Here is a 13,898-nt window from a genome sequence, read left to right as displayed (position 1 = left end):
CTTTTAAAATTTGACGTTAATATTAAAACCGATGTTTCTATACGATGGGAATTGCAGTTTGTTTTCATCCATCCCTCCCGAACCTTCGTCCGGGTCGGACATCGGGAAGTCGGATATGATGAATAAGTTGGAGGCAACTACACTAAGAGATGCTTGTTTCATCCCGATATTGAGCTTCTCCAGCAGTTGTGGCCGAAAGGTGTATCCTAAAGATATTTCCCGCATTTTCAGAAACGAAAGGTCAAAGGCGTTTGTCTCGCCACTCATCCGGTAATAGTATTGCTCGCTAAATGATTTATAATCGGTCGGACGGTCATTTTCCTTGAATACTCTCGTATCCACAACATTTCCGTTCGCATCTGTTGTCAAAGAACCGGATACAACATTTACTCCTTTTGCTATATAAGGTTTACCTTCTACATAATCCTCTCGTTCCCAACCTACCGAATTGGGATGTGCACCTGAATACCACATCTGACGATTCATATTTGCCTGATCTTTTCCTCCGATTCGTGCTTCAAACAAGAAACTGAGATCAAAATTTTTATACGAGAATTTGTTACTCCATGATGCTGTCCATGACGGGCCTCTATGTCCCAACGATTTAAGCTCTGTATCACGAACCGGCAGTCCGTTGTCTCCAATAATGAGCTCTCCTGACGGAGATTTCATCATCGTATTTGTTGTCATGTATTTATCTAATCTTTCACCGACTTTTACTCCATTCAGATTATCTGCGCCTCCATGTATCTCTTTCAACACATTCCGATAAAGGCTCCAGTTGATCGCACTATTCCATTTTACTTCTTTAGTTATATTAATGTCCGTTCCAACAATTGCCTCGAAACCGTATCTTCTGAATTTATTTCCATTTATTTTATGGCTGATGAAGCCCGACGCAATTGATGCCGGTTGGTCGAATATCATGTCTGAGTCTATGTAATTGTAGTAAGTCAGGTCAAAGTTAAGCAACCCTTTGAGTAAAGTTCCACCCAATCCTAATTCATAACCGGACGTATTTTGAGCTTTTAGTTCATTATTGCCAAGTACATTCGGGTATGAAACACTATATTCCGTGCCATATATTACAGCAGGCATATATGCGGTCATGTATTCATATGGCTGTAAATCGGCACGTACGACAGACCATGTTCCCCGCGCTTTAAGGAAAGTAGACGTAGGTAATCCCAGCAAGTTGGACAATATAACAGAACCTGAGGCTGACGGATAGAAATAACTATTGTTTTGAGTAGGCAAGGCTGATGATTTATCAACGCGTCCGGTTAGAGACAAGTAATAAGTATTCAGATAATCAATATCTACTGATGTGAATACGCTGTTGCGGGCATATTCGGTCAGATTATTGGTTGAAGCAATAGCACCCTTTGTATTAGCTAAATTATAAACATTGGGAACTTTGAGACCATGTGTCTTTGAGTATATATTTTTGCTTTGTTTATAATTAGTCGCCGCTCCTACAAAGGCATTCAATCCGAATTTACCGAATGTATCATTATATTTTATGAATAACTCCGTATTAAATTCACTCCAATCGTTGTTATTGATGCCGTATTCCCCTTCACGCATGCCCACATAATCGAATGGGAACTTACTCTCGCGGCTATCCCTGATAGTCTCGATACTCTGGCGCACATCAAATTCGAAATGATCATTTAATTTATATTCAGCCAGAAATATACCGTTTGTCTTATCCCTTACATAGGTTTCCAACTGTTCATACGCTGTAAAATAGGGATTGTTTATCCACGAATAATTGAAATATACCTGCTCGTAATTTTCCCGTCCCGGTTTCCAATAATTTTTCATCGCCCTCATATCCACGTCCGTTCCTGCCCATATAAGCATGTTGTATAATATGTTGGAATTGCCATATATAATACGTGGAAAATTTGGGGAATCCTGTCTGTTGAAAGCTATATTCGCTGTCAGTTTAAGTTTTTTCGTTACTTCAAAAGTTGTGTTTAATGATGCGTTATAATTCTTTAGGCTTGTATTTGGAATGGCACCATTTGTATAGTCATAACCAAAGCCTGCACGAATACTTCCCTTTTCAGTCCCGTAGGTTATAGCTATGTTGTTACTCAAAGTGTAACCTGTTTCGAGAAAGTTTTTCAGATTATTTTTACCGCGGGATGTAAATGGGGTTGGTATCCTATTCCCGTCAGCATCTATAGGGCTATCCCATTGTGGAGTTTCCCAGATTCCGCTGGATGTTGACGGATCGGGTTTGTCGAGCGCCGGACCCCAAATAAAATCATTGTCATATGTACCATTTCCTTGCCCGTCGAAGTAGGCATACTGTCCCTTTTCCCCATTTCCGTATTTGGTTTGTACTTTCGGGTAAACAATCCATCCCATATTGAAAACCGAACGCTGGCTTAGCTCTATAGATGTTCCTTTCTGTGCGGATTTAGTTATGATCTGTATAGCTCCGTTCTGGCCTTTTGACCCGTAAAGAGCGGCAGCAGTCGCTCCTTTCAATACAACTACTTTATCAATATCCATTGCACTGATGTCGTAAGCGTTCGAGTTGGTCGGAACTCCGTTGATTACAATTAATGGAGAACGTCCACGTAATTCTATTCTGTTTTCCTGTAATAAATTCGGTGTGTTAAAAACCGTTAATCCGGCAACTTTACCACTCAATTGTGAAGCAAAGTTAGTGGATGGAATTTCCGAAATTTCGTCATTGTTTATTTCCTGAACGGCATAACCCAGTTTTTTTACATCTTTCTTTATACCGAGTGCAGTTACAACTACTTCGCCTAATTGGGTCATTGTTTCTTTCAACACTACATCCAAGGATGTTGCCTTATCTGCTATAACTTTCACACCTCTCATCAACTGTGTTTCATACGACATGAAGGTAAATTGTACATTCACAGTCCCCTCCGGAATGTTTGACAAACTGTACTTACCATTGACATCGGTAACCGTCCCTATCGTTGTTCCCGGAATGCTAACTGTAACTCCGGTAACAGGATTACCGGCTTCGTCGAGAACTGTACCGGATATGGTGCCTTGGCCGTGAGGAACAGTAAGAGCATCTGTTTCTTTTTCGTCATCTTTTCTGATGATAGCATAAGAAGTGGCTGCTGTTTTCTTATATGAAAACGGTGTCCCTTTCAGGCTCTGCGCTATCAGTTGGCCGGTTGTCATGTTTTTCGTTGAGCTTAAAGCTTCGGAACGGGTATCTTTCACTAATTGAGGATCGAACAGGATAGAGGCATTTGCCTGGGTACTAATCTTTTTTAACCGGATAGATAGAAGTTCATCAGGAAATTGTACGTCAATCTGTAGCGTTTTTGCCGGTAGTGAACAAAAGAAACCGAAAACCGCTACGATGAGAACTACCCATCGGTTGACTCTGTTTAGAAGTGTAACATTCATTTTCTTTAGTTGTTTATTCATTATAGATGCTTTAATATTTAGAGTAAACTGTCGTTTGCGAAAGGTTTCCGGACACATTTCGTTCCCGACAAATATCCTAACCGATGCCGATTAAGGAATAATGATTACTTTTTTCTCTTTTATATCGTAGTGTATCTGATGTACAGCGCTTATTGTATTGAGCATTTCTACGATACTGCTTTCGGGTGCAAAAACTCCTGATATTTGTTTTCCTTCGAGAGCATTGTCTTCGATTATCACCTCCATACCAAAATATTGCTTGATCCGTAAAGCCAGTTCTTTTGCTCCGGCATGATTCAGAACAATTTGCCCGCCTATCCATCCGGCAGCTTCGTGCCAGTCGGCATCGGCAGTTTCGGCTTTGCCGCTTACTTTGTCATAGCTCAATTGCTTGTTGGCGGTTAGTATTCCGCATAGTTGGTTATCAGCACTTACTTCCACTTTCCCTTCACGTACGGAGATTACGGTTTCTTCTAATTCCGTATATGCCTTCACGTTGAAGGAAGTTCCTCTTACCGTTGTTTGCACACTTCCTGTATGGACAATGAAAGGTTTTTCAGGATTCCTGGCTATATTGAAGAAAGCTTCTCCCGAAAGCCAGATTTCCCGTTTCTCTTTATTAAAGGCGGTCTCATCCATTTCCAAACTACTGCCGCCATTTATCTGCACCGTAGAACCATCGGGAAGATTTATTGTCATACGTTCGGAGTTTTCTGTTTGCCAATTCTTATGAATTTCCGCAAATGCCGGATGAGTCATATTACCTGATTGGTCGAAAGAGAGCCATATGGCGCTTCCTAAAACAAGGACAATAGCGGCAACAGCAGCATACTTCCTGTAATTGTTCCACAGTACCCGCAGTGGATGCGGACTCAGATCGGAATGAACATGTTCGAAGACTATCAGCTTTACTTTTTCTCTGGCTTCTATTGATTTTTCATCTTCATCCATTACATTCATATCGTCCATATCAGGACTCCATTGATCTAGAACCCTTTTGACCCGGTCACCCGAATTACTCTTTTCGTATCGATCCAAAAATTTCAGGATGATGTCCAATTGTTTTAGTAATTTCCCTCGCATTGAATTTTATACTTTTTAGATTTTATACACGGAGATAAACCTCCCTATTAGATAAAAGACCTGAAAAGGCTAAATGTCCCATCCGAAACCCATTACGTTTTTGCTAAATTTCCAAACATACATTGTACTATTCTGCAAAACAGATAGTTAACACTTGAGCCCAATTGGAAAAATCGAATATGAAGTGTAATTGTTATAAATTGCGAGGTGATGAAAAAATATCAGGAATGTAACATAATTGAAACAAGAGGAATTTATTTTTGCAGGGAAAAGCTAAGAAAAATGACGGATCTGAAACTACTACAACGGATCAGTAAAAAAGATGATAAGGCTTTCAGAGTGCTATATGAACGCTATGAAAAGCTGTTTTATAATTGGACATTTTCCAGATTGAACAATTATGATGTTGCTTGTGATGTTACTCAAAATTTTTGGATTTCAATTTGGTCTGCTTCAGAAGAAATACAAACTGACACCAATGATTCTGCTAAGAATTATTTATTGCGCCGGTTAACCTATAGGATATTAAAGCAATTGCAGAGAGATATGCAGCGCATAGAAATTCCCGATGAGGTACTTATCGAACAAGGTTTTACCAATTTGAGTTATACGCATATCAATGAAGAAATTGATGTAAAAGAGATACTGATTTTCATTGATGGCATATTGCAAAAAATGCCTCTTCTCACCCGCCGCATCTATCAATTACGTCATATAGAAAACCAAACGGTAAAACAGGTTGCAGAAGAACTGTCTGTGAGTGAAAAAACTGTTCGCAATGGGCTTTCGTCTGCTCTTTCTTCAGTTCGCAAAGAGCTTACTATCCATTATGCAATAAACAATTCAGAGAATTTAAAGCTTCTGTTACCCATTTTACTATTGTTCATGGAACAATAGCTAGTAAAAGGATGTATACTAGTAAGATATTGGGTTCAACAAAACCTATATTATAAAAAATATTTAATCCCAAATTACTTCTTTTTCATCCTCCATACAAAAATATATTTGTCATATGGTGGAATAAAAAAACGGCTCAGCACGCATATGGCAAGGCATAGTGAAATTTATTATCAGCTATTAATCAATAGATTATGTGTCTCTATATTCTCAATAGGTAACGATTTAGAAACGAGAGAACTTCTGTTTTTCTCTTCTTCTTGCACAACATACAAAGAGCAACTTATCTTCGCTGTAAAGATACAAAAGTTTTGTTTGGCATAGAGAGAATCACCGTGTTTTTTACGGTTTCCCAAACTCTTTAGTTGCTCCAATGTATTGGATATGAAAGAAAAAAACATATCCTCACCTTTCATCCTCGTCTTCTTTCGGGTGTTTCTTCTCAAACTCCTGATAAGTCCCCGAATCCATATGCTCACGGACAAAGTTCCGGACATCATTAACACGGTAGTAAGTTTTATGACCTATCGAGAAATAGGAGAGCTTCTTACTTGCCCTGTAGCGTTGCAAAGTCCTGTAGGATACTTTCAACAGGAAAGCTAAATCCTGGTTATCTAAAAACTTCTCATCAGAGTCAAACACCTTATCGGTATTTATCAGAGATTTCAAGTCCTGACCTATTTCTGTCAATTTCTTGGATAGCTTTTGCATCCATGTTTCAAAATCTTCGTTATTGATATACATACTGCTTTATTTTTCTTTTGGATTAATACTCATGTCACTATTACCAATCGATCGATAAAGCAAAGTACGGCAATGAAAAGAAACAAAAAACGGGGGTAGATCATCTACTCCCCGTAAAATAATTGCGAACCGACTGATTATAAATAGCCTTTTTTCTTGCTTTCTTTGATAATGGCTTCAATCATCCGTTGCAGGAACTGGGTTTTCTTCTCCGGTGTCCGTTTTAACACATCTTCCCGTCGTTTGTAGATGTCATCGAAGCGGAAGCCAAAAAGCCAACTGAAAGTACGGGCTACATGGGTAAAGGCAAACAGTACTTTTGGAACACCAATTTCTAATAACAGGTAATAGATGCCACTGGCAACCTCCATAATGTCTATCTGGTTTACCCCGGCAGGTAAGGAAGAAAGAGCAATCAGCGGATTGATCTGTTCAGGCTCTGCTTTTTCTTTAAAGAAGTCAGGATAACGCATCTGTTGTTCGAGGACTTCCAGCTCGGAGAGTAACAGATGGATCGTTTTAGTTAGGAAAAGGTCTTTGACTACATTTTTTTTTACTCTCACAAATCAGGTTTACAGTCTCGAAAGAATTTAACTCGATGCGTAGCATATGCAAGTTCTGTAGGAGTAAGGTCGGATTAACCTCCTGCTTGCAATAGAAGATGAGTTGTTCTACAAATTCGTTGTACGCTTGTTCATAGGCAGCCTTTGTGGCATGTTGCTGTGAGGATTCCGCCAATAGGTGGAACAGCCTCGAATTGTTTAATGGACTCATAACTGTTCATTTTTTTAGATTGGTATTAAATAAAATAGGAAAAGAAGAAAAAGCCGGAAAGGGATTTTCCAAACTCTTCCTGTATTTTTCATTTCTTGTGTATGCGCCTGACACGGCGAAGTTCCTTGTAGGTATTGACTTGTATATCTTTGTAGAGGGAATTGTAACGGTCGGCTTGTGTTTCTACAGCATGGATGAATGAAATATAGCTGTCGTATATCTCGGATAATGTTGCTATCTCGTTTTCAACACTGCGTCTTTGCTCCGCATCGGTAGTTTGCAGGCGAAGCTCTTCTAAACATTGCATTAAATGTTCGTGCTTTCTCTTATCGATTCCTTTCATTCTAATATGCTAATCCCAGATGTAGAATTATATATAAACATTAATTATCTTAAAAAAAAATAGCTCTCGCCCAATCCAAGCAGCAAGAGCTATGATATATATCATTTAATATAGAGAGAAAAAACCTACCATTTATTGCTCAAACTAGCGATTGGTGTTATCATTATACCTCCTATAGGAATTTGACAAGTTACTTTTTTATAATTATTATTCTTAATAAAATTAATTACAGCATCATAATTGGTTCCTCCGTCGACCAAGATATTCCCTGTCGCAACATCGGTTATGATCTGGCATAATCCGTTTAAATTTCCTCCTGCATTTGTAACAATATCCCAGTCTATTGTTAGATATGGAGAAAGTTCACCGACATTCATTTCGATAGAACCTAGTGGAGTTAAATTTGTATACTCGAGCACTTCCAATTTGATTTTCTCGACTCCGGGAAACACATTCGGAGTATAAAAAAAGCGTACCTTAGTATATCGGTCTGACTCCGGATCAACTTCGGTATCTTCTGGAACATCAAGAAATAATGTTTCGGAAAGTTGTAAAAGATTTATTACACTTGTTCCTGTTTCTATGACAGAGAATGGTTGAGAGAAAATAGGCTCAAGGTTTCCTTCTTCATATATTTTTAAATCGCCATCCAATCCATTTACTTTCTTATAATAGTTCAATCCCTTTGCCAATTCCTGCCCATTGAAAACCGCTTTGTAGTTGTCAGACATGAATTGAATATTATTTTGAAAAGTAACAAAATTCTCTTCTTTATATAGTTCAATATTCTGTCCAGGTAACTTTATCAAACGAATCTTTTCTCCATTTTCGATGATATTATAATCCTTGATGGTCAATTCAGGAGTATTACTATCTTTCGGAAATATTTTCAATTCTCCTTTTTCTATACTTCTGAGGAATTTGGTTTCAGAAATATTTTGTCCATTAAATTCGGCGGTATAAGTACCATAAGAATTTGACGGGTATACAATATCCAGACTTAACAAATAATATCCATGTAGGTTTTCATTTAGTTCAGGCTCCTTATCACAACTCACAACAGAAAATAAGAGTAGGGTAATTAGTATATAATTTATTATCTTTTTCATCTTCTTTTCTTTTTAAAATTTATAACTCGCGCTTAATGAGAGGTTGATTCCTTTCTTTATCCGGCTCATAACCCAGTCTCCTTCGTTATAATCCATTCCCAACCCGGTCCTATCTATATAAGATTTATCAGGTTCGTCCGTACCATTGACATATCCGCTATTTTGGTAAACAATAATATCTTCATTTAACAGATCACTGATATTGAATTTTATTTCCATGCATTGTTTTAAAAGGCGTGCGGATATTTGCAGGTCTAGTACATTGCGTGGATTTTCGTATTGATCATATTTTTCATATTCCCCGGCATAGACCAGTTTTCTCCCATTACGGTTATAATTGATAGCAGCACCGATAATATTTCCTTCATAAGCAAGCCCCAGATTGAGGGTATAAGGGCTTAATCCCTGCAAAGGTCGATCACGGTCAAAATCCGGATTGGAATTTTCTATGTTCGGATTTAATAGTTTTTGCCGGTTATATTTTACATTGGCTTCCATCCAAGTATAGTTACCTGTAAAATAGAGATCACGGAGTACCGGAGAAATAAATCCTAAACCTTTGCGCCAGTTGACCTCAACTCCTTTGGCTGTGGAATTATCAAGGTTCATATTGTACATTTCAAAATTCTGTCCATCGCTTAACATACGCATCACCATCTCCACCGGTTTGATAAATTTCTTGTGGAAATAGCTGACAGACACGACCTCTCCTGAACGCGGATACCATTCCAGACGTACGTCGTAATTATGAATACGGCTTTGTTCAATACCTGAACCATTTATTACCCATACACGGTCATCTACATTATAATAGCTGGATTGGGATAACTCTCTAAAATCGGGACGGGCAAGGGTTTTACTATATGAAGCCCGGGCATTCAATTCCGGTGTTATGCTGTAAATGAGAGTTGCAGCTGGTAACCAGTCTGTTTTTTTAATTGTCAGGGTACTATCTTTTGGGATAGCTCCTACTGTTTTTTCTAATATTTCAGTAGTTACAGCCATATTGTTTTTTTCCATACGGACACCTCCTATTAATCTCAATTTCCTAAAGAAACTGAAATCTCCCATGAAGTAACTGGCGTGGATATCTTGCTTTCCTTCGTAATAATCAGCTCTTGTGGCCTGCATACCAGAAAGCTCATAGACTAAGGGGTTTCCTCCAAAATGTTCTGGAGTATAAAACTCTTCTATAGGCATAGAATTGATTGAATTATCGATCTTTGCTTTCATCGCTTTCAGATATTGTTGCTCAAAATTGGCTCTTCGGAATGAACCCAAATATCCGATTTTAAGACTTTGACGATTACCTTCTACTATAAAAGGATGTTCAAGATTTACTCCGATATTCTTCTTTGTCTCATGTAACCTACTATACATAATATGTCCGCTACCAACATTAAAACTGTTGCCATAATCGGTAGCCCATCCCCAATCGACAAAACTGGCACCATCTGGTGATTCACCAACAATAGAACCCTGTGCCATTCGGTCATCCGGATTGGTGCGGGTAATGTCATTATAAGAAGCATTCCAGGAGGCAATCAGTTTTCCTCCGAAAAGATTATGCTTACCGTCCAGTTGCGTTTGCCATAAGCTGTTTACCAATGGCACACTGTATAATTCTACCAAACTGTAATCCTCATAATATTTATGGATATAACGTTGCTGGTTGGTATGGTTGAAACGATTATTAAACAGGTTGCGCCAGGTTATACTATGCCCGCCCATCCGCCAACCGCTATTCAATACCGCTCCTATACTTGTAGCTGCTTTATAGCGGAATGAACCTTTACCCGATGGTTTAAAGATACTATCACGGGTAATCATATTACCCTCAAGAATCTCTTCTGTATTTTCTTCGTGACGATACGTCAAAGCAGCGACAATTCCCAGAGAGCTTTTGCCAAGATTAAAAGGAAGACCTGCGGTAAGACTATAGTTTTGAAGTGGCATGGCTGTATATTTTCCAAATCCATAAGTGTTTTTCTGTCCCGCATTGATGATATTCTGCGCGGTAGCTGCTTCATCCTTATCGGAATACCACTTACGCTTATCAATTTCACCAAAGAACCAGTCAGAGCTGAAGCGTTTAGTACTGTAAAAGTCTTTCCCGGTACTGATAGTGTTCATTCCTGTCCCAATTCCAAAGTTCAGAAATTTCTCATTTGGAACAGCCAGAGTATTTACTTCAACCAATCCTCCGGTGAACTCACCGGGCATATCAGGAGTAAAGGTTTTGTTGATAGTCACATTATCCACCAAACCGGAAGGAATAACATCAAAAGCAAAATTACGGCGGTTGGGCTCGGTACTGGGAAGTGAAGCTCCATTGAGTTGTACGTTATTGTAACGTTCACTCATACCACGCACAGTTACATATTTGCCGTTGTCGATAGTAACACCTGATACACGTTTTAAGACTTGCGCTACATTATTATCACTGGTCTTTTTGATCATATCAGCACTGATACCATCACTTAGAGTCGCCATATTCTTTTGTTTGGCATACAAGCCTGTAGCCGATGCCTGTCCATAGGTTGCCGTTACAACCACTTCTCCCAATTGCTGTGTTGATTCTTTCAGGACTACATCCAACGGAGTCGCTTTTCCGACTGCAATTTTCACATCTTTTACCTGTAGAGTTTCGTAAGACATAAAGCTGATTTGTATTGTTGTAGTTCCTGAAGGGATATGTGACAATAGATACTTCCCGTCCAGATCGGTTGTTGTCCCGATTGTTGTTCCCGGAACAATGACGGTTGCCCCGGTAATGGGTAGGCCTTTTTCGTCAAGGACTGTACCGGAGAGGGAGCCTTTGCCGGAGGTCTTTTGTTGAGGAACACTCGTCTTTTTTTCTTCATCTATTTTGATAACATATGAACCATCCTCCATTTTCTTAAAGGTCAATCCAGTAGACTTAAGACTCAACGATAATAGATATTCTGCATCTGTTTCTGTTGATTTTAGAGAAGAAACTTTTATTGCTTCCACAAGCTTACTGTCATAAACGATATTTTTATGACTGGTTTTGATAATACGTTCAATACGTTGCTTTAATGATTCCCCGGGATATTGTACATCCATTGATTGGGCTTGAAGCATTGTTGAGAAGATAAGTACCCCCAATAGGAAAAATACACATCGCAGATTCATAGATTTCATTTTTTTATTCATTTAATAGTTGTTATTTTACTATTTATCAATCGTTTATATTTTATTATTCAAGCTTCTAAAAGACAAGGGTATAGTCGTCCTCCTTTGCAGGAGAATATATATGTCAAATTAATAAGATCTTAAGTAAACCAGTATCCTTCTCTCTTTATCATATTGTGATTGTCAATAAATCCGGACGACTTTGTTTTTTTCATCGATGGAATATTTTATTTCATATATTTCACTAATACCCTGTAAAACACTAGATATCTTTGTGTTTTTTGGATACGAAGCATTTAATATACTACCCGAAAGCACTCTGTCTTCAATCATTATGTTCATTTCGTATATTTGTTGAAGACGAATCTTTAACTCATTTACATTTGCATCACGTAAAACAAGGCGTTTTTCCATCCATGCCGCCGCATCTTCCCAGTTTCTGTCTGCTATTACGTGTGTTTTATTACCTTCTTTGTACACCAACTGTTTGTTTGGCGTCAGCATTCCTATAATAGATTGTTTAGAACGGACTTCTACTTTACCTGTCTCAACGGTTACACTTATTTCTCCTATATCATCATAAGATTTTATATTGAAACTTGTACCATGCACTGTTGTTGTGATTTCTTTGCTGTGTATAATGAATGGTTTATCGGGATTTTTAGCTACATCGAAATAAGCTTCCCCCTCTAACCATATTTCCCGCTTATCCTTGCCAAACTCTTTTTGTATATATTCAATGCTGGAATTGCTGTTTAGATGAATTTTGCTTCCATCCGGTAATTGGACTTCTTTGATTTGTAAATCATGGGTTTGCACAAATAATTGTTTTTCATTTCTAACAGATGCAAATTCACCTTTAACAGAAGAACCGGTATTAATCATAAAATAGGAAACACCTATGACAACAGATACAATTGCTACCGCCGAGGCATATTTTACTAAATAAGGAGTTTTGAACAGTTTTCTTCTCACAGGAGACTTACCCTCTGGATTCTGTATCCCCAACTGATTAAATACCTTTTTTTTCACCAGCATTCCATGTTCCTCTACAACTTTGTCACTGATAAAATTTCCTTTGGAAGAATTTAAATTCTTTTCCGGTTGCCAATTTTCGATCCTCTCTCTTTCGCCGCTATCGAGTTCATTTGTAAAATAGCGTTTAAATAGATTAATCGAGTGTATTACTTTTCTCCAATATTGCTCTTGTTCCTTTTTCATAAAAAAATTTTGTTGAGAGTTATGTTTCCCCTCTAAGTAAATAAACGATTTTGCTCATCCATTTTGGGGCAACGAAATTGTTACATTTTTACATCAAACCTGTTACCGCAATGATATATGTCTGTCTGTTAGAGAATTGTGTCAGCGCGAATATTTTCACTTTTCTAAAAAACTCTTTAAAGATGTTTAACTGTGATTTTTTTGTATTTAACCGTACTGTAACATGATTGATCTACCTTTGTATAAAACTATAATTCATGATAGGCAATGAAGCCATGGCTATGTCTGATAAAGAATTAATTGAGGCAATATCCCGGAAGGATGAAGTTGCTTTTAATATATTTTACAATAGGTATTATCGTCTGTTGTATAAATGGGCTTTTCGAAGAACCTGTGATTTAGAGTTGACGGATGAGATCACCCAAAACTTCTGGATAACGATTTGGGTCGAACCGAAAATAATTAAAACTGATACTAAAGGTTCAGCCAATAAGTTCATGCTTCACCATTTTACCTATCGGATGCTTGACTTCTTAAAGTCATCTTACGCAAAAACCTTATCGGATGCAGACAAAATATCATTTGAGAAGTTAGAGAACGAATTATCTTATTCCCACGTGGCGGAAGAATATGACATCAAAGAATTTGAGTCCGTTATCAATGAAATATTAAAAGGATTCCCAGATAAAATGGGAGAGATCTTTATGATGCTCCACCGGGATAGTTATACCATTAAGGAAACGGCCGAAATATTGAATATAAATGAGAGAACGGTCAAATACAAATCGAAACAAGCAATGGATGCCCTAAAAAAGATCATGGAGAAAGAGGGTATGAATGCCAAATCATTCAAGGTTGTCAGGGATGTTTCTTCTTCTATTATCTATATTGTATTTATGGCTGATAAAATAGTTTTATAGACAGACCAACTATTACACTACAATGATGATGGGACAAAGATTAGATTCATAATCGCCAATGTATTTCTACAACACATTTTAAGTATAACTGTATTACTTCTGGTAGTATCTTGTAACCAATAGTCATCCAAAGTTAAAGATATTGAGACGACTTCGATAGATAGTTGTATTGTATCCCATATAGATATTGACTAGCTCGAAAACAGCCCCTGCTCATTT

The 13,898-nt window shown here is 37.9% G+C and carries 11 protein-coding genes; 2 read left to right on the top strand and 9 right to left on the bottom strand.

What is annotated here, in order from left to right; genetic code table 11:
• Window positions 1-3 precede the first annotated feature (3 nt).
• Both GGR21_RS03365 and GGR21_RS03360 read right to left on the bottom strand, forming a co-directional pair.
• A complete protein-coding gene (locus tag GGR21_RS03365) occupies window positions 4-3,432 on the bottom strand; it encodes a SusC/RagA family TonB-linked outer membrane protein (protein ID WP_183305759.1) in 3,429 nt (1,142 codons plus the stop codon).
• Window positions 3,433-3,522: 90 nt separating this feature from the next.
• The gene (locus GGR21_RS03360) at window positions 3,523-4,515 is read right to left on the bottom strand and encodes a FecR family protein (RefSeq protein ID WP_221232899.1); all 993 of its coding nucleotides are present in this window, start codon (window positions 4,513-4,515) and stop codon (window positions 3,523-3,525) included.
• Window positions 4,516-4,725: 210 nt separating this feature from the next.
• Between GGR21_RS03360 and GGR21_RS03355 the strand changes: the two genes are divergently transcribed.
• Window positions 4,726-5,412: an RNA polymerase sigma factor gene (locus GGR21_RS03355; RefSeq protein ID WP_183305757.1), complete on the top strand. Its 687-nt coding sequence runs from the start codon at window positions 4,726-4,728 to the stop codon at window positions 5,410-5,412.
• A gap of 405 nt (window positions 5,413-5,817) precedes the next feature.
• Here GGR21_RS03355 and GGR21_RS03350 read toward each other — a convergent pair whose 3' ends face one another.
• The 7 genes from GGR21_RS03350 to GGR21_RS03320 all read right to left on the bottom strand — a co-directional run bounded on the left by GGR21_RS03350 (window position 5,818) and on the right by GGR21_RS03320 (window position 12,759).
• The gene (locus tag GGR21_RS03350; RefSeq protein WP_183305756.1) at window positions 5,818-6,156 is read right to left on the bottom strand and encodes a helix-turn-helix domain-containing protein; all 339 of its coding nucleotides are present in this window, start codon (window positions 6,154-6,156) and stop codon (window positions 5,818-5,820) included.
• 137 nt (window positions 6,157-6,293) lie between these two features.
• Window positions 6,294-6,719, bottom strand: coding sequence for a hypothetical protein (locus GGR21_RS03345; RefSeq protein WP_183305755.1), 426 nt, complete (start codon window positions 6,717-6,719; stop codon window positions 6,294-6,296).
• Window positions 6,676-6,930, bottom strand: a complete 255-nt coding sequence (locus tag GGR21_RS03340) for a hypothetical protein (protein ID WP_183305754.1) — start codon at window positions 6,928-6,930, stop codon at window positions 6,676-6,678. The genes GGR21_RS03345 and GGR21_RS03340 overlap by 44 nt, the downstream gene beginning before the upstream one ends.
• Before the next feature lie 88 nt (window positions 6,931-7,018).
• Window positions 7,019-7,273 (bottom strand): hypothetical protein, encoded by a 255-nt coding sequence (locus tag GGR21_RS03335; protein WP_183305753.1) that lies wholly within the window; start codon window positions 7,271-7,273, stop codon window positions 7,019-7,021.
• Window positions 7,274-7,398: 125 nt separating this feature from the next.
• The gene (locus tag GGR21_RS03330; RefSeq protein ID WP_183305752.1) at window positions 7,399-8,382 is read right to left on the bottom strand and encodes a hypothetical protein; all 984 of its coding nucleotides are present in this window, start codon (window positions 8,380-8,382) and stop codon (window positions 7,399-7,401) included.
• Window positions 8,383-8,394: 12 nt separating this feature from the next.
• On the bottom strand, window positions 8,395-11,538 hold the full coding sequence (locus tag GGR21_RS03325; RefSeq protein ID WP_246347975.1) for a TonB-dependent receptor: 3,144 nt from the start codon (window positions 11,536-11,538) through the stop codon (window positions 8,395-8,397).
• A 183-nt stretch (window positions 11,539-11,721) separates the two neighbouring features.
• Window positions 11,722-12,759: a FecR family protein gene (locus GGR21_RS03320; RefSeq protein ID WP_183305750.1), complete on the bottom strand. Its 1,038-nt coding sequence runs from the start codon at window positions 12,757-12,759 to the stop codon at window positions 11,722-11,724.
• 257 nt (window positions 12,760-13,016) lie between these two features.
• Here GGR21_RS03320 and GGR21_RS03315 point away from each other — a divergent pair, with 257 nt between their 5' ends.
• Window positions 13,017-13,679: an RNA polymerase sigma factor gene (locus GGR21_RS03315; RefSeq protein ID WP_183305749.1), complete on the top strand. Its 663-nt coding sequence runs from the start codon at window positions 13,017-13,019 to the stop codon at window positions 13,677-13,679.
• Window positions 13,680-13,898 lie beyond the last annotated feature (219 nt).

The organism is Dysgonomonas hofstadii, assembly GCF_014196915.1.
GTDB lineage: Bacteria > Bacteroidota > Bacteroidia > Bacteroidales > Dysgonomonadaceae > Dysgonomonas > Dysgonomonas hofstadii.
This window is presented reverse-complemented; position numbering and strand designations above follow the sequence as displayed.